Below are 24,011 nucleotides of genomic sequence, written 5' to 3' on the forward strand. Positions count from 1 at the left end.
AGTCGTAAATATGGAAGAAATAATATTTAATAAAGATGAAATGGAAAATTATGGAATAGAGATAACTTCTGTAAGTTCTTTTATTGATGAAGTAAATAGGTTAAAAGATGATTTGTATGGGAGCAATGAGGAATTATTTTTCAGAGGGCAAAAAACTGATTTTTGGGATGTTATTCCAAGCATTTTTAGAGGTAATTTTTTAAGTGCAGAACATACTTTGATGCAAGTTCCTCTATTAAAAGCACCTTATGAATTTATGTCTATAAATAATGATTTTGAAATCATGACGAAATACCAGCATTATGGAATGTGTACAAGATTGTTGGATTTAACTACGAATCCGTTAGTTGCCTTATACTTTGCTTGTGAAGAATATGGTGATGTATGTTATAAAGGAATTGAAGATGAAGAAAATACTAAAACACAAGAAGCGAACGGTGTAATATTTTTTAATAAAAAATATTCTGTATCTACAAATGAGATAAATATAAAAGTTATATCCTCTTTATCTCAGATAGATTTATCAAATGATAATACGCTTGAATCTATCTTGAGAAAACTTACAGAACGGCAAGCAATTTCAAAAAAGTTAGAAGAAAGATGGAAATCAAAAGAACATTTCGAAGAATTTATAAATATTATTCAAAATAATTATATTGTTATACCTCCATACAACAATGAAAGATTATCAAGACAATGCGGAATGTTTTTATTGGCAGGATGCTTTAATTTTGTTTATACCGAGTCAATCAGGGAGTCCAGTATAGAAAAGGGATATAAAGATTTACGAGATGAATTTGATAGAAAGTTTTTCTATATTCCTGGAGAGAAGAAGAAAGAAATATTAGAGGAATTAGATACTTATAATATAAATGAGGCAACTTTATTTCCTGAATTGGAGCATCAATTGAGCTATATAAAAAATAAAAAGAATGCTAAAACAAAGGCTTTATCAGAATTTATAAAATTTGATTTTAATGATATAAACCAACAAATAATAAAAACAGATATTGAAATAAGTAGCAACATAATAAAAGATGAGAGTTTCAAAGATACTGTCATTAAAGATTTAAACGAAAAATATCATTTCAATATGCAAAAAATATGGGAATTGGTGGAAGAATGGGTTTCAATAATCGATTGGAATAGACAAGAGTCTGTAATAAGTAGATTTAGGGTGGGCGTTCAAAAAGTATTACTGAAAAATGGATTAGATAAAGAACATGCAAAGAATGAATCTGAGTACATCAGTGATAAAATTATAAAGATAGCAAGTGAAGTGTCGGAGAGGAGTGAGAAATAGTGTCGAATTTTTTCGTAGAAGCAGATTATGAAAACTCAATAATTGAATTATTTCAGAATGATTTGGGTTACGAGTACGCATATGGTCCTGATATTGAAAGGGATTTTTACAGTCCATTATATGAAGATGTCCTAGTTGAATCTTTATATCGTTTGAATAGAGGAATACCGGATGATGCTATTCAGGAAGCACTATATAAACTCAAAAATTTTGAAAATGGTGAGCTTGTGCAGAAAAACGCCATATTTATGGACTATCTGCAAAATGGTATTCCGGTCAGATATTTTGTTGATGGTGAAGAGCGTTCCTCTATTGTCTATCTTGTTGACTATAAAAATCCCGACAACAACTCCTTTATTGTAGCTAATCAATGGACATTTATTGAAAACTGTAATAAACGTCCTGATATAATTTTATTCTTAAATGGTTTACCAGTTGTATTAGTAGAACTAAAATCTCCTTCTCGTGAAGAAACGGATGCTTCAGAAGCGTATAGACAGCTCCGTAACTACATGCAGGAAATTCCGTCCATGTTTATTTATAATGCTATCTGCGTTATGAGCGATCAATTGACATCTAAAGCTGGTACTATCACTTCTGGTGAAGACCGTTTTATGGAGTGGAAAACAAAGGATGGGAATTACGAAAATACACAGTATGCTCAGTTTGATACTTTCTTTGAGGGAATGTTTCAAAAAGAAAGACTGCTTGATATTATCAAGAACTTTATTTGCTTTTCAAATGAGGGGATTGATACCTTTAAAATTCTTGCCGGGTATCATCAGTATTTTGCGGTAAGAAAAGCGATTGAATCTACAAAGCACGCTACTATTACTGACGGTAAAGGCGGTGTTTTCTGGCATACACAAGGAAGTGGTAAATCGCTTTCGATGGTGTTCTATGCTCATTTATTGCAGGAAGCATTGAATAGCCCTACTATCGTTGTACTTACAGATAGAAACGACCTTGACGACCAACTTTACGGACAGTTTGCAAAGTGTAAAGACTTTTTAAGGCAAGAGCCTATGCACGCTGAAAGTCGTGAAAACCTGAAAACTTTGCTTGCCGGCAGACAAGCAAATGGTATTATTTTTACCACAATGCAGAAATTTGAGGAGTCCGACGAACCACTGTCCGAACGAAATAATATTGTTGTTATGGCGGACGAAGCACATAGAGGGCAGTATGGACTTACCGAAAAGATAAAGATTATAAAAAATGAAGATGGTGATGAAGTAGCAAAGCGTGTTATCGGCACAGCAAGAATCATTCGTAATACGCTTCCGAATGCCACATATATAGGATTTACAGGAACACCTATTTCATCAAAAGACCGCAGTACTCGTGAAGTATTTGGTGATTATATTGATATATATGATATGACACAGGCTGTTGAAGATGGAGCAACACGTCCGGTTTATTATGAGAGCCGTGTAATTAAGCTCAACCTTGATGAAACTACCTTGAAATCAATTGATGCTGAATATGATTTAATGGCTCTTAATGCTGATGAGGAAGTTATCGAAAAGAGTAAGAGAGAGCTTGGTCAGATGGAAGCAGTACTTGGGAATGATAACACTATTAATTCTTTGGTTTGTGATATTCTTGACCACTATGAGAATAATAGAGAGAAACTGCTTACAGGTAAGGCTATGATTGTTGCGTATTCTCGTCCTATTGCCATGAAGATTTACAAGCGAATATTAGAACTTCGTCCGGATTGGACTGAGAAAGTAGGTGTTGTTATGACCTCCGGCAACAATGACCCGGAAGAATGGAGACAGATTATTGGTAATAAACGCCATAAGGATGAGCTTGCAAAGAAATTCAAAGATAACGACAGTCCTATGAAGATTGCGATTGTTGTTGATATGTGGCTAACCGGATTTGATGTGCCATCTCTTGCTACGATGTATGTTTACAAGCCTATGTCCGGACACAATCTAATGCAGGCAATTGCCCGTGTAAATCGTGTATTCAGAGATAAAGAAGGCGGGCTTGTTGTTGATTATGTTGGAATTGCTACCGCTTTAAAACAGGCGATGAACGACTATACTTCTCGTGATAAAAAGAACTATGGTGATACTGATGTCGCAAAGGTTGCATATCCGAAGTTTTTGGAGAAATTATCAGTTTGTCGAGACAAGTTTCATGGATATGATTATACCAAGTTTATGAATGGTACAGATCTTGAGAGAGCAAAAGCTATCAGTGGTGCTGTTAACTTTATTATGGGTAGAGAAAAAGTTGATGATAAAGATTCCTTCGTAAAAGAAGCTCTTATGCTTCATCAGGCTCTTTCTCTTTGTTCTTCTTTAGTTGATGAAGATAGCAGATTTGAAGCAGCATTCTTTGAGGCTGTTCGAGTTCTTGTTCTTAGACTTACTAATACCGGTGTTGGAAAAAAGATTTCATTACCGGAAATGAATGCAAGAATAAATGAACTTTTGAAACAGAGTATTAAAAGTGATGGCGTAATAAATTTGTTCTCAGACATCAAAGAAGAATTTTCTTTGTTTGACCCCAAATTTCTTCAGGAAGTTGCGAACATGAAAGAGAAGAATCTTGCAGTTGAACTATTGAAAAAATTGATTGCAGAGCAAGTTTCTGTTTATCGAAGAACTAATGTAGTTAAGTCAGAAAAATTCAGCGAGATTATGCAGCGTTCTCTGAATGCTTATCTTAACGGTATGCTTACTAATGAAGAAGTTATAGAAGAAATGTTAAAGTTGGCAAAACAGATTGCAGCAGCACATCAAGAGGGAGACAGATTAGGATTGACTGCTGATGAACTTTCTTTTTACGATGCCTTAACAAAACCACAGGCAATCAAGGACTTTTATGAAAACGAAGAGCTGATTGCAATAACAAAAGAGTTAGCAGATACTCTACGTAAGAATAAGACTATTGATTGGCAGAAGCGCGAATCAGCGAGAGCTAAAATGCGTATGCTAATCAAAAAACTTTTGAAAAAACATAAATATCCGCCTGAAGGAATGGATGATGCCGTTCAGACTGTTATGACACAGTGCGAACTTTGGACTGATAATTATAACTTTGATGAAGATAGAAATGTTTATTCATATACAAATCATGCCGAGAAAACTCTCCAGTTGGTTGCAGAAGATGTAAGGAAATATGATTAATTAGTTTAAGCGGCATAGACTGGTGTGCTGAGAGAGGGCAAGTTATGGCAAAAGGAATAATATATTTAATGACTACAGTCGTTTCTGGTCTTATCAAGATTGGCAAGACAGGAAATGAGCAATTTGAAAATAGAATGAGATTTTTAGAAAGCAATGGATATGCGAATATAACAGGACTAAAAAGGGAGTTTGCTATAGAAGTAGATGGATATGATGAAAAAGAAAAACTTATTCATGATATTTTTAGCAAAAGTAGAATTGTCGGTACCGAACTATTTGCGTTAGATATAGAGGTGGCAAAATCCTTATTATCTTCTTTAGATGGTAAACAAATTTATCCTAAAGATAAAAGCAAAAAAGAAGTATTCAAAGAATCTACAGAAGAAATAAAACTTAAAACTGAGGGTGGATTTATTCCAGATGGAGAGTATGTATTAAATCGTAACATAAAAGGTTTTGGAAAAGTGAAAGGGAAAGCTATAGTTAAAGATGGAGTCTTTACAGTGTTGAAAGGAAGTTTTTGTGGTAACACCGGCAAAGGTTATGTACCTTCTATTAGAAGAAATGTGAAGATAAAAGATAATATATTACAAGAAGATATTGTATGTATGAATCCATCAAGTGCCGGGTGGATAGTCATTGGCAAATCTAATAATGGATGGGTAGAATGGAAAGACTTACAAGGGAATCTTATCGAAAAATATAGAGATAAAGAAAAGTAGCTGATACATAAATTGGCTATCATAAAATATAGCGAGAGGTAAGATTATGCCAAATTTAAAAGCAAAAGAATATAGGCAATTTGAAAATATTAAATATGTTAGACAAGACGGGAGCGAATATTGGAGTGCAAGAGAGCTTGCCATCGTGCTTGACTATGTTCAGTGGAGAAATTTTCAAAAGGTCATAGATAGAGCGATGATTGCTTGTGAAAATAGTGGACATGAAATAGAATACGATTTTGCTGAGGTCAGCAAAATCGTGGAAGCAGGTGCTACAAGTAAGTCTATAAAAGATTATGAACTTACGAGATATGCTTGCTATTTGATTGTGCAAAACGGTGATCCGAGAAAAGAGGTTATTGCACTTGGCCAAACCTATTTTGCTATTCAAACATATCGTCAAGAAATAGCAGATCATTTTAATCAGCTTGATGAAGATAGAAGAAGGCTTGTTGTTCGTGGAGATATTAAACAGTGGAATCAGCTTTTGGTAGAAACAGCACATGATGCAGGAGTCATCACAAATGAAGAATTTGCTATATTCCAAAATGCAGGATATATGGGACTGTATGGTGGATTAGATGTAGAAGATATACATGACAGAAAAGGCTTAACTGCGAGACAAAAAATTCTGGATTATATGGGAAGCACCGAATTGATTGCTAATTTATTTAGAATTTCACAGACTGAAGAAAAGCTAAGGAAGGACAAAATTGAAGGTGCAGAAGCTGCAACAAAGGTTCATTACTCAGTAGGAAAAGAAGTGAGAAGTGCTATTGAAAAAATTGGTGGCACTATGCCGGAAGATTTGCCTGTTCCGGAGAAAAGCATTCAACAAATAGAAAAGGAACAAATGAAACGTCTAAAAGATAAAGCGAAAAAGGGCAAATTGATGTTGGATGAATAATATTTGTCCAAAGAAAATCATTCATATTGTAGTATCACCATTGATACTGTTTTGATACTAAAAAACTCTAAAACCACAAATAATAGGTATAGAAATAGCTAAAAACAGAAGCTGAAATGATACTGATATAAAATTAAAGAAACAAATATGCCATGGTAATTATTGAGTTTGAGTAACAGAAACAACTTACCAAGAAACAATCTGGTTCAAGAATAACTACATTAGCACACCATTTGATTCAATCCTTTGTTCCGGAAGAAGTCAGCTTTGAAGAAGCACATCAAGTGGGAATTGAACTTTGCAAAAAAATTAGGCGGGAAATAGGAGTATGTTTTAGCGACACATATCGATAAAGACTATATCCACAATCACATCATTTTTAATTTCATTGGTGTTGATGAGGGCAAAGTTTACCATTCCTATTATGGCTCATATATGAATATCAGAAATCAAAGTGATAAACTTTCATGGGAACAAAAGAGGATAAAGGGAGTCGTTAAGCATATTCAAATCTGTATCAGCAAAAAAAGAGCATTATCAAGGTTATCGCAGAAATCTGAATGATAAAAATTATATGATGATGAACCGAAAAGATAGAGAAGCCTATCAGAAATTCTATGAGGAAATAGATATTTTTCTTAAGCAAATTCCGAATTTGAAAGGTACTGTATTAGAAGGATTGAAGACAAAATCAGGTAAAAATCTTTTTAGGAAATTAAACGAGCATTCTAAAGAATTGCAAGCTAAACAACAGGAGATAATCAAGGAACATAATTCATTAGCAGCACAGTATGAGGAGTTGGAACATCTGAAAGTTAATATGAATGAGTACCTTGGAAAAAGTAAAGTAGAGAAAAAAGAGTCGGTTATTGGTGCTGTTAAGAAATATAAAAGAAAAATAGATAAAACAGTTGAACGAGTCATAGTAGGAAGAATGAAATAGAGTTATAAAAGTAAATGGAGAGTATTATTAGTTTGATGCTCTCCATTTTTTGATGCAGTTAGCATCTTGTTTTTTATTAAAAACATAGAAGAAATAGGCAAAATATGCTATAATGCCTACTAAATAGATTAAAATGTGACAAGGTGGGATAATTATATCAAGTCTTAATGTTATTGATGTAATAAAAGAATTAGACATTTCTAAGTCATATTTATATAAATTAATGATTCGGGTGTCATAACTATGTGAAAAAATAAAAACTTGACTTTAGATTTTAATAAAGCTGAATTTTTATGTACATAACAAGGGAGATGGACAAATGAACAAAAAATTGATGGCTATTTTTGTTTCTTTAGTGCTAATATTTACTTTTTTTATGCCTAAAAGTATTTTAGCTCATTCAAACGAAACAATGATAGAACCAAAAACAGATAAAATTCAATTAGAAGAATCATCAGAAAACCGTGAAGAAAGTCATGAAAAAAACGATGAAGTAAGCACCTACAATGATGCTAGCGAAAAAACTGCTTGGATAGAATTAGTAGAAAAAGTTGCTTCTTCACAAGCTGATACTTCTATAAATATTAATAAAAATATAGATGCGGATCCAGCTAATGATAAGCAAACAATTTTAATAAAAAACGGACAAAACATAGCCTTAAAGGGAAATGGAAGTCTAAAGGGTTTTGGATTTAATAGTATTAAAATTGAAAAAGGTGGAAGCTTGACTATAGATGGACCTTCTACTTCAAATGCTCAAATTATAGTTGAAGGTAAATTAAATATTAAAAGTGGAAAAATTTCAGATACAAAACTTGAAGGCCCAACCATACTTGTAAATGGTGGAGACTTCACAATGTCAGGTGGAGAGTTTAGTGGAAATGAAGCGGTTGATAGTCAAACACCAAAACCTGATAATTTGAGAAAGACTGAAAAGTATTATAATTATGCTCCAATCACCTTATATGGAGGAACTCTTAATATATCAGGAGGCAAAGTTTCTAATAACAAAGGTTTCTTACGAGGTGGAGCTATAGGTGCCTGGGGAACAGACACATCTAAAATAAATGTAAAAATTTCAGGTGGAGAAATTACAGAAAATGCTGCAAGCCACAATAAGGTATATGCATGGGGCGGCGCTATTTTTATGGAAAATGCTGAATTTGAAATGACTGCAGGTTCAATTACCAAAAATACTGCTGAACTTGGTGGCGGACTCTCGTTGAGTAAAACAAATGCTAAAATTTCAGGTGGGACTATAAGTGAAAATACAAATGGCGACTATAATGGTAAAGGTGGCGGAATTTTTGGATTAAATTCCAATATCATAGTAGAAGCAGGAAGTTTCTTCAAGAATCATGCAAATGGTCTTGGTGGTGGCCTATTTTTAGATACTTGTAACTTTACAATAAATGGTGGTCATTTTGTAGAAAACTCTTCTCTAAAAAGTGGCGGAGCCATAGCAACAGTTGGTACAAGTAAAGGACAAATTAATGCTGGACTATTTGAAAGTAATAATTCAAACGGATTCTGGGGTGGTGGAGCCATTTATAATGATACAAAATGTGAATTGACTATTAACAGAGCTCTAATAAAAAATAATGAAAGTAAGGGACGCTTATTAATTGGAGCTGGCAATAAACCAATATCTCGCCAAGGTGGTGGAGTATGGAACTGTCCGACAGGACATACAATAATTAATATAACCAATGGTGTGGCACTCTTTGATAACATAGCTTCAAACTTGGAATATAGTACTGCGGCTAAAGGCTCAGGAGATGACTTTGAAAATATAACAAAATATGAATTTGGAGAAGCTGTAGGAAGTTCTTCTGTAAAGCTCGCTTCAAGAATGTTAGGTGGTGGTTATAGACTATGGTATCAAGATGGTTCATTCCAAGGTATTCATAACAATTGGCCTGAAGATCAACAAACACCAAGGTACAATCCTGAAAATCCTGGCAAACCACTTCCTTACAATACTGTAATAGAGGAGAAAAAAGGAGCTCAACTTGCTTACAAGTCAGTTCCTACGCAAGAATCAAAAAACCTAGCAGAACAAGTGGCAACTACAATATTTAAAAATAATTTTGCCCAAGGAACCGGCATAAGTGGCGGAGCTATTACAAACAACGGTAAGCTTATATTTGGTGAAGATAAACCATACAAGATACAAATTACAAAGTCTTGGTTTGGGGATGATGAAAAAACAAGACCAGAAGAAATAGTTTTACAAATGTATGTAGGTGAACATTACATACAAGATATTAAACTAACAAAAGAGGGTAACTGGACTGCTACAATTGAAGATTTTCCAGATCCAGATACCTTAATCGACAACAAAACCGGTAAGCTTTTACCTATAAACTTTAAAGAAAAAGATAGTGGTAAATATATCCTATCTGAAGTGAAAAGAGAAAAAGATAGTAAAGAAAGTCTTTATATTATTCATTTAGAAAACTCATTAAAAACATCTATCAAGGTTAATAAAATTTGGAATGACAATAATAACCAAGCTGGCTTACGACCAGACAGTATTACTGTAGCCCTACTTGCAAATGGTAAAGAAACTGGAAAAACTATTGAGTTAAATAAAGGCAATGATTGGAAAGGTGAATTTAATGATTTACCATCTCATAATAATGGCGAATTAATTAAATACACTATCAAAGAAGTGAATGTCGCTAATGGTTACACTTCAACTATAGAAGGGGATATTACAAAAGGATATACTATCAAAAATAGCTATATTCCACCACAAACTCCACCAGAAAAGACCGAAGTAGGAGTAGAAAAAATCTGGAAAGACGAAAATAATGCAGACGGCAAGAGACCAGAGGAAATTACAGTCCACTTATATAAAAATGGCAAACTATTCCAAACAAGAAAAATAAGTGGAAAAGATGGTTGGAAAGTAGTGTTTAAGGATCTTGACAAGTATGAAGATGGCAAGGAAATTCTTTATACCATAAAAGAAGAAAAGGTCGAAGGCTATACAGGGGAAGTAAGTGGAAATGTTAAAGAAGGTTTTGTGTTAACCAACACAAGAAAGCCAGAGATTCCACCACAAACCCCACCAGAAAAGACCGAAGTAGGAGTAGAAAAAATCTGGAAAGATGAAAATAATGCAGACGGCAAGAGACCAGAGGAAATTACAGTCCACTTATATAAAAATGGCAAACTATTCCAAACAAGAAAAATAAGTGGAAAAGATGGTTGGAAAGTGGTATTTAAGGATCTTGACAAGTATGAAGATGGCAAGGAAATTCTTTATACCATAAAAGAAGAAAAGGTCGAAGGTTATACAGGGGAAGTAAGTGGAAATGTTAAAGAAGGTTTTGTGTTAACCAACACAAGAAAGCCAGAGATTCCACCAGAAACTCCACGGGAAGAACCAAAGAAACCACAACTCCCAAGTACAGGTGAAAACATTTCCCTTATTCATTATAAAATGTTGGCTTTATCTATAATTGGTCTTGCGTATATTTTTAGAAAAAGAATAATAAATAGGGACTAAGAAGAGAAAATATATGTAAATTAAAAATTTAGCATTAAAGCTGGAGATGATTAAAATAATTATCTCTGGCTTTTTGTGGTTCTTTGTCAAATAGGGTTGATGAAACAATTTTAGTGAAGGGATGAAGCCCTTTTTGTATACACTATAAATTATAGAACCCACAACGAATCTTCCTTTTGATAAATGGAATGAAAATTTTAATGACTCGTTTATTACGAATGCGATACTCGATCGACTATTACATCATTCTCATGTCATTCAAATTATGGGTGAATCCTACCGCTTGAAGGATATATTGAATGAGTAAAATTGTACATTTTTAGATTGACGTTTATACAGTTTTTGATTGAATTTTTTGTTTTAAAAATTTATGTAAATTTCTATTGAATACTCTAGCAAAGGTCTTTAAAAATTGTATCATTCCACTAAAAAAATTGTAGCCAAACAGTCAAATAAAAGTGGTTATGAACATTTTCAAAGCTCAAAATGATAACCGTTTTTTCGGAATCTTTCCTAAAACGTTTAGAAAATAGTGTGAAATAATGATTGATTTTTAAAATTTTCTTGACAAGTAAAAAAAGATATGTTAAATACTTGACGGTTATTTTTTGAAGGATTTTTGAAACGCCATTTTTCAAATTTTCTTTGGAAGAGAAAACTAGAAGGGAAGAATTATAAATGACACAATTTGATACACCAGAATACTTAGCGAAAGTGGATGCGTGGTGGCGCGCAGCTAACTATATTTCAGTAGCACAAATGTACTTGAAAGATAATCCACTATTACGTCGTCCTGTACAAAAAGAAGACGTTAAATTGCATCCAATCGGACACTGGGGAACAATCGCAGGACAAAACTTTATTTATGCACACTTAAACCGTGCGATTAACAAATATGACTTAGATATGTTCTATATTGAAGGTCCTGGACACGGTGGACAAGTAATGGTATCTAACTCTTACTTAGATGGTTCTTATACTGAATTATATCCAAACATTACGCAAGATGAAGCTGGCTTCAAACAATTGTGTAAAATTTTCTCATTCCCAGGAGGAATTGCATCACACGCTGCCCCTGAAACTCCTGGTTCTATTCACGAAGGTGGAGAATTAGGTTACTCATTATCTCACGCGACAGGTGCTATCTTAGATAACCCTAATGTAATTGCTGCTGCAGTTATCGGAGATGGAGAAGCAGAAACAGGCCCATTAGCAGCTGGTTGGTTCTCAAACACATTCATCAACCCTGTAAATGATGGTGCTGTACTTCCAATTCTGTACTTAAACGGTGGTAAAATCCACAACCCAACAATTTTAGCTCGTCGTACTGATGAAGAATTAACTCAATTCTTTAACGGTTTAGGATGGGATCCAGTATTCGTTGAAGGAACTGATCCTGAAAAAGTTCACCCATTAATGGCTGAAAAATTAGACGAAGCAATTGAAAAAATTCAAGCAATTCAAAAAGAAGCTCGTGCTAAAAAAGCTGAAGAAGCAACAATGCCTCATTGGCCAGTATTAGTAGTACGTACACCAAAAGGATGGACTGGTCCAAAAGAATGGAACAGCGAACCAATCGAAGGTGGATTCCGTGCTCACCAAGTTCCAATCCCAGTATCAGGTGAATCAATGGAACATATCGATGCATTATTAGACTGGTTGAAATCATACCGTCCAGAAGAATTATTCGATGAAAACGGAAAATTAGTAGAAGAAATTGCTGCTATTTCACCAAAAGGTGACCGTCGTATGAGCATGAACCCAATCACTAATGCAGGGGTTGTAAAACCAATGGAAATTACTGATTGGACTAAATATGCTGTTGATACTTCAACTCCAGGTGCTATCCAAAAACAAGATATGATTGAATTTGGTAAATTTGCAGCTGACTTAGTAAAAGCTAACCCAGAAAACTTCCGTATTTTCGGACCAGATGAAACTAAATCTAACCGTCTAAACGAAGTATTTAAAGCAACGAACCGTCAATGGGTTGGTCGTCGTGATGAAAGCTATGATGAATGGATTTCACCAGTTGGTCGTGTTATCGATTCACAATTATCAGAACACCAAGCAGAAGGATTCTTAGAAGGATATGTATTAACAGGTCGTCACGGATTCTTTGCTTCATACGAATCATTCCTACGTGTAGTAGACTCAATGATTACTCAACACTTCAAATGGTTACGTAAATCTAAAACTCACGCTCCATGGCGTAAAAACTATCCATCATTAAACTTGATTGCAACATCAACAGTGTTCCAACAAGACCACAATGGATATACTCACCAAGATCCAGGTTTATTAACTCACTTAGCTGAGAAAAAACCAGAATTCGTTCGTGAATATTTACCAGCAGATACAAACAGCTTGATGGCAGTTATGGCTGAAGCGTTAAGTTCAGAAGATAAAATTAACTTAATCGTTTCATCTAAACACCCACGTCCTCAATTCTACTCAGTAGAAGAAGCTAAAGAATTAGTAAGCGAAGGATACAAAGTAATTGATTGGGCTTCAACTGTTAAAGATGGCGAAGAGCCAGATGTAGTTATTGCTGCTGCAGGTACTGAACCAAACTTAGAAGCGTTAGCAGGTATTTCAATCTTGCATAAACAATTCCCAGAATTGAAAATCCGCTTCATTAACGTTGTAGATATCTTGAAATTACGTTCTCCAAAAGTTGACCCTCGTGGTTTATCTGATGCAGAATTTGATAAATTATTTACAGCTGATAAACCAGTAGTATTCTGCTTCCACGGATATGAAGGTATGATTCGTGATTTATTCTTCAATCGTAATAACCACAATGTTCATATCCATGGTTACCGTGAAAACGGAGATATTACAACTCCATTCGATATGCGTGTTCTTTCTGAAATGGACCGCTTCCACGTTGCAAAAGATGCTGCAGTTGCTGTATATGGTGACAAAGCTAGTGAATTTGCTGCGAAAATGGATGAAACAGTGGAATTCCACCACAGCTATATCCGTGAACACGGTGAAGATATTCCAGAAGTAGTAAGCTGGAAATGGGAAAACGTTAATAAATAATAACGATTTTGATTGAATAGGGCAATCGTCTGACGATAGATTTCTATCTGAGGGCGATCCCTATTTTTTGTTTTCTAGCATTTATGCTTGGGAAGATGATTCGTTATTCTGGTTATAAATATTTTTTATTTCAAGTGTGTTTTTATACATCTTTGTTATACCCCCCGAAGTATAGACAAAGAAAAGAAGGTTTTGATATAATATTCATATAAGTAAAGGGGAGTGAATATGATGAGTAAAATGAAGTTGTTATTAGGTACGATGGCGTTAGCAACTGTTGCAGTGACACAAAACGTTCAAGCCGCTGAAAATGAAGATTTGATATCAAAATGTGTAGTTGAAGAGAAAGCTGTTGTTCAAGGGGATGGACATGTATCTGTGTCGAAGTGTGGACACCCGTTCAGATTACGTATGCCTGAATGGAAAGTTGAAAAAGATGGCAGTAAAGTATTATATCGTGGTGGAAAACGTGCTTTAAAATGGCAAGCAGTCGATGATACTTGGGTATTTATTGGGGATAACTTTAAACCATTGAAAGGTTGGCAAGTATTGCCAGTTGTTCAACGAGGTTTGATTAATGTTGTTGAAGGTGATGATATTTATACAACTGTACCAGATTTAGGATATTTCTATTTTAATGAACAAGGATATTTACAAGAAAAATGGGTATTCGATGATGGACATTGGTATTACATTCCAGAACGTGGTGTTGTATCAAAAGGTTGGGAAGAAGTAAAAGATAAATGGTATTACTTCGATGCATCTGGAAGAATGCAAACAGGATGGAAAATGCTGAATGGAGTTTGGTATTACTTAAATGAATCTGGTGTAATGGAAACTGGCTGGGTTCAAGTAGATGGAAAATGGTATTACTTCAATACTTCAGGAGGCATGGAAACAGGTTGGGTGCAATGGAATGATGCTTGGTATTATTTTGCACCAACAGGAGAAATGAAAACAGGCTGGGTTGAGTCATCAGGTAAATGGTACTTCTTAAAAGACAGTGGTAAAATGGCTGTATCAGAAAAAACATCAGATGGCTACCAAGTAGATGTAACTGGAGCATGGGTTCGCTAGCAAAAACAGTTGACAGTTTTACGGATTGTCAGTATACTGATAACAATTAAATCGAGAGCAATGATCAAGCGCAGTAGAGACTAGCATCGGAGCAAAAAGAGAATTGTCGGTAGGTGCAAGACAATCCTATCTAAAATCGAAGTACACTTGAGAGCAAACTGTGGCAAACAGCGTCTATCCGCGATAAGGATTTGAGAGGTAGTTTTTAACTACAAGATGGGTGGTAACACGGCAAAGTCGTCCCTAATAGCTTTTGGGCTATTAGGGACTTTTTTATTTGCTAGAAAACTGAGTAAGAAAATTGCAACAATATAAGGAGGATTTGTATGAATATTATTGATGATTTAATGTGGCGTGGTGCCATTAATCAAATGACAGATGAAGAAGGGTTGCGTCAATTAACGCAAGAAAAAGCAGTCTCACTATACTGTGGTGTGGATCCAACAGGAGATAGTATGCATATTGGACATTTAATTCCATTTATGATTTTACGTCGTTTCCAATTAGCGGGTCACCGTCCAGTTATCGTTATTGGAGGAGCAACAGGTTCAATTGGAGATCCAAGTGGTCGTACAAGTGAACGTGTTCTACAAACAAAAGAACAAGTACAACATAATGTCGAAAAATTGACTGCTCAAATGAAACGTTTATTCTTAACAAGTCAAGAAGACCAAGAAGCAGTTCGTTTAGTGAATAACTATGATTGGACAAAAGAACTATCATTATTAGACTTCTTACGTGATTACGGGAAACATTTTAACTTAAATACAATGTTAGCAAAAGATGTTGTTGCAAGTCGTTTAGAAGTAGGGATTTCATTTACGGAGTTTTCTTACCAAATTTTACAATCAATCGACTTTTTACAATTGTTCCGAAAAGAAGATGTTCAAGTACAAATCGGTGGAGCTGACCAATGGGGAAATATTACAGCCGGTTTAGAATTAATTCGTAAAGTAGAAGGAGCAGAAGCTCGTGTGTATGGATTGACGATTCCATTGATGTTAAAATCTGACGGTACTAAATTCGGAAAATCAGCTGGTGGTGCAGTATGGTTAGATCCAGAAAAAACAACTCCATATGAATTCTACCAATTCTGGTTAAACCAAGATGACCGTGATGTGATTAAATATATTAAATACTTTACATTCTTAGAAAAAGAAGAAATTGAAGCATTAGAAGTTTCTGTACAAGAAGAACCACATAAACGTTTAGCACAAAAACGTTTAGCAGAGGAAGTGACACGTTTTGTACATGGTGAAGCAGCATTACAAGATGCTTTAAAAATTACAAATGCTTTATTTACTGGAGATGTTCAACAATTAAATGCTGATGAAATTGAACAAGGGTTCAAAAATATGCCAACATTTGAAAGTGAAAAAGTAGAACAAAACTTAGCAACATGGTTAGTAGATTTAGGAATTGAAACAAGCCGTCGTCAATCTCGTGAGGATATTCAAAATGGTGCAATTTCAATTAATGGAGAAAAAATTACAGATTTAGAACATGTATGGACTCCAGAACAATCTTTTGAAGGACGTTTTGTATTAATTCGTCGTGGGAAGAAAAAATATTTCTTAGTTAAATTAAAATAGTATCATTGGAAGAGGTTAGAGAAATCTAGCCTTTTTCTTATGGAATTGTCACGAAAAATATGACAAATAAAGGTGCTAAAGATGCAATTATATCAGCTTTAAAACGAAATGTTACAGTTTTGTTACAATGAAGATACAATTCTGCGAAATTTACCATAAGACTTTAGTCGTATGGTATGATGGTACCAGTCAGAATTATAAGCACCTTCATATGGTGCCATGTATATAAATAAGAAATCGTTTGGAGGGAATCATTTGAACAAGAGGTTATTAACATTCGTAGTAACAGGAACAGCGTTAGCCTTAGGGGCATTATCACCATCAGTAAACGCTCAAGATATTGATTCGCAAATTAGCTCAGCAAATTCTCAAATTCAAAATTTAAACAATCAAAAACAAGCGGTAGCAAGTCAAGTTGACCAATTATCTCAAGATTTATCAAATGTACAATCAAGAATTAACTCAGTACAAGCAGAACAAGAAACTGCTAAAGCAAACTTAGAAGTACTAAAAGCAGAAATTTCAAAACTTGAAACATTAATCGCAGAACGTAATGAACGATTAAAAGATCAAGCTCGTGCAGTACAAGTAAATGGATCACGTTCTTACTTAGACTTCTTACTAAATGCAGATTCTATTACAGATGTAGTGAATCGTATTGGGGTAATTGTTGACTTAGTAGGTGCAAACCGTCAATTAATGCAAGAACAAGCTCGCGATAAAGAGCAAGTTGAAACAAAAGAACAAGCTCAAAAAGCAAATTTAGCGCAACAAGAAGCAAATGAAGCACAATTACAAAACTTACAATCTGAGTTAAGTGCAACATTTAATAAACATAAAGCGACTTTAGCAAATCTTTCAAACGAAGAATTAGAAGCAATTGCAGCACGTGATGGCTTAGTTCAAGAAAAAGAAAGATTAGCAGCAGAAAAAGCTCGTGCGGATGCTGAAAAAGCAGCGGCACAAAAAGCAGCAGAAGCTGCTAAAGAAGCAATGTTAAAAGCGACAGAAGAATCAGTTGCACAGGCAGCAGCTACTCCTGCAGCAGCAACAGTATCAATTGCAGCTAAAAGTGCAACACCAGCTAAAGCAGCAAATATCGTGGTAGGTGGCTCATTTGCAGCTCCAAACCCATCATTTGTAGCAGCTTTAAACGGTGGTTACTTCGGACAATGTACTTACTATGTGTATAACCGTTTTGCTCAATTAGGTTCTCCAATTAGAACTACAGGATTAGGAAATGCGGCTGAATGGCCAGCAAACGCTGCAGCAGCAGGTTACGGAGTTTCTTCAACTCCTCGTGCAGGTACAGCAATTGTATTCCAACGCGGTGTCGGTGGAGCAGACCCTGTATATGGTCACGTTGGATTCGTTGAACGTGTAAATGCTGATGGATCATTATTCATCTCTGAAATGAACGTACAAGGTGTAAATGTTATTTCAACACGTACAATTCCAGCAGGCGTTGCAGCTCAAGCAACTTATATTAACTTTGGATTATAATATGAATGAAGAATGAATTCCTTAGCGGAATCCATTCTTTTTTTATAAAAAAAAGTTAAGATAAATTCAACGCTTTATTTAGTAAGTATTTGCTAAATAATCGAATCTCTAGACTAACGTTAACTTTCGCCGTGATTGACACCGAAGGCTAGCGTTTTTTTATCGTTTTTTTGGTGAAAATGAGTTACAATAGGTAAAGTAATTAAGGAAAGTGAAAGGAAGTGAATCGATGGATACAGCTCTTTTAAAAGAAAAAATTCAAAAAAAAAGTAAGGAACTTGGTATCGATAAAATCGGATTTGCTTCTGCTGCACCTTTTGATTATTTAGCTCAAGGAATGCAAGAATCTAAAGAGTTAGGACATACAACAGGATTTGAACATCCGATTTTAGAAGAGCGAATTTACCCAGAGAAGATTTTTGATTCTCCTAAGACAATTATTTCGATTGCTTTGGCATATCCTACTTTACCAAGTCAGAAACCTGAACGTGTAAAAGGTGAGCGACGTGGAGCTTTTGCGAGAGCTTCTTGGGGAGAAGACTACCATTTTATTTTATCTAGAAGAATGGAAGCTTTAATTGACTATATTAAAAGTGAAGTGAATCAAGAAGATGTTGCGTTTAAACCAATGGTGGATACGGGAGAATTAATCGATGTCCGTGTGGCTGAACGAGCTGGAATAGGCTTTGTTGGAAAAAATGGTTTATTAGTGACAAAGGAATTTGGTTCCTATGTTTATTTAGGCGAATTAATTACAAACATTGAATTTCCAGTCGATGCTCCCGTTGATTATGGCTGTGGAGATTGCACTCGTTGCGTAGATTTTTGTCCGACCAAGGCTTTGTTAGGAAATGGTAAAATGAATGCGCAACGTTGTTTATCGTATCAAACGCAAACGAAAGGTTTTATGCCGAAGGAATATCGTAAAAAAATGGGACATGTCATTTATGGTTGCGATATTTGCCAGCAAGTTTGTCCGTATAATAAAGGAAAAGATTTTCATTTACATCCTGAAATGGAACCATCTGTTGAAGAAACACATCCATTGTTAAAACCATTAGTGACGATTTCGAATAAGGAGTTCAAAGAACGTTTTGGGAAGATGGCTGGTTCGTGGCGTGGAAAGAAGCCATTGCAGAGAAATGCGATTATTGCGCTAGCGAATTACCGTGATAAAACAGCTGTTCCGCTATTATTGAAAGTTATGAAGGAAGATATGCGACCTGTCATGAAAGGAACGGCAGCTTGGGCTGTGAGTGAGATTATTAGTGAATCGAGTGAAGAACTAATTCATTATTTTACAGAAATGTTAGAAAAAGCTCGAAAAGTTGAAGCAACAACGAAGGAAGAAATAGATTTAGTGACCGAATTAGAAGAAGCGATTCAAACATTACATGAAAAACAACCAAAAAATCCTAAGGAGGGATCTTATGACAATGAATCATATTGTATTATTTGAACCACAAATTCCAGCGAATACTGGGAATATTGCACGTACTTGTGCAGCAACGAATTCACCGCTACATTTAGTGGGGCAATTAGGATTTTCGACAGATGATAAGCATTTAAAACGTGCGGGTCTAGATTATTGGAATGATGTGGATATTACGTATCATGATTCGCTAGAAGCATTTATGGAATATTTAGGCAATCGTCCTATTTATTTAATTACAAAATTTGCTAATCATACTTATGATGAAGTTGATTTGGCAAAGGATGAAGAGCAATTTTTCATTTTTGGAAAAGAAACAACAGGTTTGCCAGAAGAATTTATGCGGGAACATGAAGAAAGTTGTTTAAGATTACCGATGAATGACACTCACGTTCGTTCGTTAAACTTATCGAATACAGCAGCAATTGTTGTTTATGAAGCATTAAGACAACAACAGTTTAAAGGCTTAGAATTAGTTCATACCTATGAACATGATAAATTGAAATAAGGAGACATGAAGATGAAAAACATTCCTCTCTATTTATGGAATACGATTATTTATGCATTATGTACTCTTTCATTCGCATTATTAGCAGTGGTGGATAATAAATGGTATGCATTAGTTGCTGCTTTGTTTGGAATTTCTAGCGCTTTTAATGCGTATCGATATGTTAAAGATAAACAGAAAAAAGAAGAGAATGAATAGCGTTTTTTAAAATGGTATGCGTTTTGGAGAGATAAACGGACACAATCGTTTATCTCTTTTTTGTTGCTTGACAGTATGAGGGAATTGTATCAGAATAAAGTCATTAACGATTGTGAAGGAGGCTACCGATGATGGAAAAAGATTGGTGGAAAGGCAAAGTAGCTTATCAAATTTATCCAAAAAGTTTTAATGATAGTAATGGAGATGGAATTGGAGATATAAAAGGAATTACCGAAAAACTCGATTACTTACAAAATTTGGGAATTGATATTTTATGGTTGTCTCCTGTCTATAAGAGTCCATTTGTCGACCAAGGATATGATATTGCAGATTATTATGCGATTGATCCACAATTTGGAACAATGGAAGATATGGAAGAATTAATTGCTGAAGCAAAAAAACGGGATATTTCCATTATTATGGATTTGGTTGTCAACCACTGTTCTGATCAACATGAATGGTTTCAAAAAGCATTAGCAGATCCAGATGGCCCTTATGCAGATTATTTTTATTTTATTGAAAGTGAAAAAGAACCGAATAACTGGGAAACTTATTTTGGAGGTAGCGTGTGGGATAAAGTTCCTGGAACGAATAAATACTATTTACACTCATTTCATAAAGGACAGCCTGATTTAAATTGGCAAAATCCTGTTGTGCGTGAAGAAATTTATACAATGATTAATTGGTGGTTAGAAAAAGGAATCGGAGGATTCCGTATTGATGCCATTATTAATATTAAAAAGGATTTAGAGTGGCGTTCATTACCATCTGAACAAGAAAATGGACTTGTTCCTGTTCGTTATTCATTAGCAAATGCGCAACCAATCGAACCATTTTTACAAGAAATGAAGGAAAAAACATTTGCACGCTATCATGCTTTTACAGTAGGAGAAGTATTTGATGAAACGGATGAAGAATTACATTTCTTTATTGGCGAAGAGGGGGTGTTCTCGTCTATTTTTGATTTCAAACAAACGATTTTAGGGCAAAAGGGAAATGGCTGGTATAGTCATGAATTACCAACTGCAGAAGAATTAAAAGAGAGTATTTTCAAAGCGCATCGTCGTGCGGATTCCATTGGTGTATTATCAACTATTATTGAAAACCATGATGAGCCACGTGGAGTTTCTCATTACATTCCTGAAGGAGAAGTGACAGAAATTAGTAAAAAAGCTCTTGCAACGGTGCAAATGCTTCGAAAAGGAATTCCATTTATTTATCAAGGACAAGAGGTTGGGATGGAAAATCAAATTTTCGAATCGATTGATGAGTTTGATGATATTAATACTTTAAATGAATATCATGTTGCTAAAGAGGCGGGACTAACGGATGAAGAAGCGTTGAAGGCTATTTCAAAATATAGTCGTGATAATGCTCGTACTCCAATGCAATGGAATGGTGAGGAGAAATTAGGATTTACAACTGGAGAAGCTTGGCTTGTTTCAAAACAGCCACAAAGAGACATGAATGTTGAATCTCAGGAAGATAACCCACAATCCATCTTGAATTATTATAGATTGCTAACGGCTTTATATCGTGATGAAGTTTATGGTTCAACTATAAGAGAAGGGGAGTTTATCCCTGTTTTAGAAGAAGTAAAAAATATGATTGCTTATGAGCGTCGTGGCGAAAAACGTGTGCTTGTATTAGTGAACTATCACGCAGAACCTCAAACGGTAAATTTATCAACGCCTGTAAGAAAAGTATTGCTAGCCAATATTCCAGCAGAAATGAATGGACAAGGAAATCAACTCTCTCTTGCTGGCTATCAAGCGCTTGTCTGTGAATTAGAAGATTAATAGAGTGAAGAAAACGTTCTTTCGATAAAGTTTGTAGGACTTGTTGAAAGGGCGTTTTTTATTGTAAATAAACGATGCTTAAGAATGCTTAAACAAGAAAAATCTATATAAAAACGGAAACAACTGGTGTATAATGAGTGTAATAAAAAATAAAGAAACTTATTGACAAAAAAGAGTATGAAGTGACCCCAAAAAGTTAGACTTTTTTGAGACGACTTAAGTCGTCTCTTTTTGATTAATAAAACAAAATGTATGAATAACCCCCTAGGGGGTTCGCGCCAAAATTTTTGGCGCGTTTTTTCTTGGAAATATTATTAAACTTTCAATTAGATTTACTAGTTAAGCAATACGAGCAGAGTTTGAATGAGTTATTCTGTAATTTACAGGACTTAGTCCATCCAGTTTAATTTTTATACGTTTGTTGTTGTAATAATCAATATAATCGATAATAGCTTTCTCTAATTCCTCAAGAGACTTAAATTCTTTTTCAAATCCATAAAACATTTCTGATTTCAAAATACCAAAGAAAGATTCCATCATACCATTATCTGCACTGTTCCCCTTACGTGACATAGACGGCTTTATATCTTTACTTTCTAAAAATCGATGATAAGAATCATGCTGGTATTGCCAACCTTGGTCACTGTGGAGAATAGTATTTTTGTATTTTTCATCTGTAAATGCCTCGTTTAACATTGCCTTTAGTTGATGTAAGTTAGGTGAACGAGAAAGATTGAACGCAATAATTTCACTGTTAAATCCATCTAAGACTGGTGATAAATATAGTTTCTGTTCACTACTTGGAATGGCAAACTCCGTTACATCTGTGTAACATTTTTCCATTGGTTTAGATCCTTCAAAATCACGTTGAATCAGATTATCTGATTTCTTTCCAACATCTCCTTGGTATGAATAATATTTGCGTTTACGACGAATACGGGCAATTAAACCAAGTGCTTTCATTAAGCGTTGTACCTTCTTATGATTCACTTTAAAGCCACGATTTCTTAATTCTAAATGAATTCTACGGTAACCATAGTTTTCCTTATGTTCTGTAAAAATATCTTGTATTTCATCTTTAAGCTGTTGATCCTTATCCGGTTGGTTCATTTGTTTTAAATGGTAATAGTACGTTGAACGAGCTAAATTAATTACTTTAAGAAGAATATCCAATGGAAATTCATTGATTAATTCTTGAACAATTTCAGTTTTTCTTCTTTCTCTTTTTCCTCCTTCAATCGTAGTTCCCTCAACTTTTTTAGAACAGCAATTTCCGCCTTTAAGTATAGATTTTCTAATTCAAGATGTTCTAATTCTGTCATTTCTTCTAATTTTTTCTTTGGCTTACGTCCCATTGAATTTGGTCTCCCTCTTGTTTTCTCAACAATAGTATACCCATTTTTCTTATATTGTGCTAGCCAATTTGAAAGTAGGGAACGATTAGGAAGTGCATAATCAATAGCCACACTTGTTTGTGAACGACCTTCTAAAAGAACTTTATTCATTATTTCCTGCTTTAGTTTTGGTGAATAGTAACGATTTTTTTCTTTTTTAACAATTTCTATTCCATATTGATCAATCAATCGAACTAAGTATTTAATATTAGAATCGGCAATATCGTATTTCTTTGAAAGATTCTTTAAACTTTCACCTTGTTTTCTTAGTTGATAAATTTCTATTTTATCTTCATAAGTTAATTTCATTAAAAAACACCCCAAAAGTTAGATTTTTCATGTCTAACTTTTGGGGTGCAGTACAGTATCGGGTGTTTTTTTAGTTAAAATAGTAACTAACCTATTCTTTTTAAAAAAGTTTTGAGGAGGAATGTATCATGGATACACAAAAAGTTGAACACTATGCAGGAGTGGTAAGAAAAGTTTCTATGGGGTTAAAAGTTTGGAATATTATTGGAATTGTTGGGAATGGTTTTGCAACAGCAGGACTAGCATTTTTATTATTGCCATCTACTCAAGAAGAATTAGCAAAATTAAAGAATCCAGCTTTTAATACGGAAACGATTGGTTTGAGTGGAGCCATTGTTGTAATCTTTTTATTGTTATGTATTTTTTCAACAATTTTATACCATAAAATTGGAAAAACTGCTAAACAACAACAATTACCAGATAAAAATTTATTAAACTTTGCAATTGGAATTCATGCATTTTCAATTGTAATACAATTGGTGAGTCAATTCATTAGTCCGAAAGGGTTTGATATTACTGCATATATTGTCCCAGCGATTATTGCCGGATTACTAGGATGGGTATATGTGACATACCAAAAATGGGAGCAAGAAGTAGCAAAACATTAAGGAGA

Annotated in this window: 18 protein-coding genes and 1 pseudogene; 18 read left to right on the forward strand and 1 reads right to left on the reverse strand. The window is 34.6% G+C overall.

The genetic code is table 11. The features are described from left to right. Window positions 1–10: 10 nt before the first annotated feature. From LK443_RS03895 to LK443_RS03970, 17 genes and pseudogenes are all read left to right on the forward strand, one after another. On the forward strand, window positions 11–1,303 hold the full coding sequence (locus tag LK443_RS03895; protein ID WP_227932203.1) for an FRG domain-containing protein: 1,293 nt from the start codon (window positions 11–13) through the stop codon (window positions 1,301–1,303). Next, window positions 1,303–4,449, forward strand: a complete 3,147-nt coding sequence (locus tag LK443_RS03900; RefSeq protein ID WP_227932205.1) for a type I restriction endonuclease subunit R — start codon at window positions 1,303–1,305, stop codon at window positions 4,447–4,449. The genes LK443_RS03895 and LK443_RS03900 overlap by 1 nt, the downstream gene beginning before the upstream one ends. 44 nt (window positions 4,450–4,493) lie before the next feature. After that, on the forward strand, window positions 4,494–5,171 hold the full coding sequence (locus tag LK443_RS03905; protein ID WP_227932207.1) for a GIY-YIG nuclease family protein: 678 nt from the start codon (window positions 4,494–4,496) through the stop codon (window positions 5,169–5,171). 46 nt (window positions 5,172–5,217) lie between these two features. After that, on the forward strand, window positions 5,218–6,078 hold the full coding sequence (gene dinD, locus LK443_RS03910) for a DNA damage-inducible protein D (RefSeq protein ID WP_227932209.1): 861 nt from the start codon (window positions 5,218–5,220) through the stop codon (window positions 6,076–6,078). A 233-nt stretch (window positions 6,079–6,311) separates the two neighbouring features. After that, a complete protein-coding gene (locus LK443_RS09535; protein WP_416217810.1) occupies window positions 6,312–6,431 on the forward strand; it encodes a hypothetical protein in 120 nt (39 codons plus the stop codon). A gap of 22 nt (window positions 6,432–6,453) precedes the next feature. Then, complete coding sequence (locus tag LK443_RS03915) at window positions 6,454–6,642, forward strand: hypothetical protein (protein WP_322563574.1); 189 nt, start codon at window positions 6,454–6,456, stop codon at window positions 6,640–6,642. Between the two features lie 16 nt (window positions 6,643–6,658). Further along, on the forward strand, window positions 6,659–7,021 hold the full coding sequence (locus LK443_RS03920; RefSeq protein WP_227932211.1) for a hypothetical protein: 363 nt from the start codon (window positions 6,659–6,661) through the stop codon (window positions 7,019–7,021). A 319-nt stretch (window positions 7,022–7,340) separates the two neighbouring features. Beyond that, window positions 7,341–10,538: a Cna B-type domain-containing protein gene (locus tag LK443_RS03925; RefSeq protein WP_227932213.1), complete on the forward strand. Its 3,198-nt coding sequence runs from the start codon at window positions 7,341–7,343 to the stop codon at window positions 10,536–10,538. 160 nt (window positions 10,539–10,698) lie between these two features. After that, window positions 10,699–10,845: pseudogene (locus tag LK443_RS03930) on the forward strand (ATP-binding protein); the annotation flags it as partial. A 371-nt stretch (window positions 10,846–11,216) separates the two neighbouring features. Further along, window positions 11,217–13,586 carry a phosphoketolase gene (locus LK443_RS03935; RefSeq protein ID WP_227932215.1) on the forward strand — a complete coding sequence of 790 codons (2,370 nt, stop codon included), beginning with the start codon at window positions 11,217–11,219 and terminating at the stop codon, window positions 13,584–13,586. Between the two features lie 228 nt (window positions 13,587–13,814). Further along, window positions 13,815–14,663 (forward strand): N-acetylmuramoyl-L-alanine amidase family protein, encoded by an 849-nt coding sequence (locus LK443_RS03940; protein WP_227932217.1) that lies wholly within the window; start codon window positions 13,815–13,817, stop codon window positions 14,661–14,663. 326 nt (window positions 14,664–14,989) lie between these two features. After that, window positions 14,990–16,255, forward strand: coding sequence for a tyrosine--tRNA ligase (tyrS, locus tag LK443_RS03945; protein ID WP_227932219.1), 1,266 nt, complete (start codon window positions 14,990–14,992; stop codon window positions 16,253–16,255). Window positions 16,256–16,510: 255 nt separating this feature from the next. Next, on the forward strand, window positions 16,511–17,758 hold the full coding sequence (locus LK443_RS03950) for a coiled-coil domain-containing protein (protein WP_227932220.1): 1,248 nt from the start codon (window positions 16,511–16,513) through the stop codon (window positions 17,756–17,758). Between the two features lie 229 nt (window positions 17,759–17,987). Further along, window positions 17,988–19,217: a tRNA epoxyqueuosine(34) reductase QueG gene (queG, locus tag LK443_RS03955; protein ID WP_227932222.1), complete on the forward strand. Its 1,230-nt coding sequence runs from the start codon at window positions 17,988–17,990 to the stop codon at window positions 19,215–19,217. Continuing rightward, window positions 19,195–19,698, forward strand: coding sequence for a tRNA (uridine(34)/cytosine(34)/5-carboxymethylaminomethyluridine(34)-2'-O)-methyltransferase TrmL (gene trmL, locus LK443_RS03960; RefSeq protein WP_416217895.1), 504 nt, complete (start codon window positions 19,195–19,197; stop codon window positions 19,696–19,698). Before queG ends, trmL begins: the two co-directional genes overlap by 23 nt. 12 nt (window positions 19,699–19,710) lie before the next feature. Further along, window positions 19,711–19,896, forward strand: coding sequence for a hypothetical protein (locus LK443_RS03965; protein WP_227932226.1), 186 nt, complete (start codon window positions 19,711–19,713; stop codon window positions 19,894–19,896). Between the two features lie 131 nt (window positions 19,897–20,027). Further along, on the forward strand, window positions 20,028–21,695 hold the full coding sequence (locus LK443_RS03970; protein WP_416217897.1) for an alpha-glucosidase: 1,668 nt from the start codon (window positions 20,028–20,030) through the stop codon (window positions 21,693–21,695). Between the two features lie 339 nt (window positions 21,696–22,034). Here LK443_RS03970 and LK443_RS03975 read toward each other — a convergent pair. Then, a protein-coding gene (locus tag LK443_RS03975) for an IS3 family transposase (RefSeq protein WP_227931110.1) occupies window positions 22,035–23,398 on the reverse strand; the annotation gives its coding sequence in 2 pieces (ribosomal slippage) (window positions 22,035–22,957 and window positions 22,957–23,398; 1,365 coding nt in all). Window positions 23,399–23,526: 128 nt separating this feature from the next. Between LK443_RS03975 and LK443_RS03980 the strand changes: the two genes are divergently transcribed. Next, entirely contained in the window at window positions 23,527–24,006 is a 480-nt protein-coding gene (locus LK443_RS03980) for a hypothetical protein (protein ID WP_227932230.1), read from the forward strand. Window positions 24,007–24,011: the final 5 nt, after the last annotated feature.

This window comes from Granulicatella elegans, from assembly GCF_020735385.1.
In the GTDB taxonomy this organism is placed as follows: Bacteria; Bacillota; Bacilli; order Lactobacillales; family Aerococcaceae; genus Granulicatella; species Granulicatella elegans_B.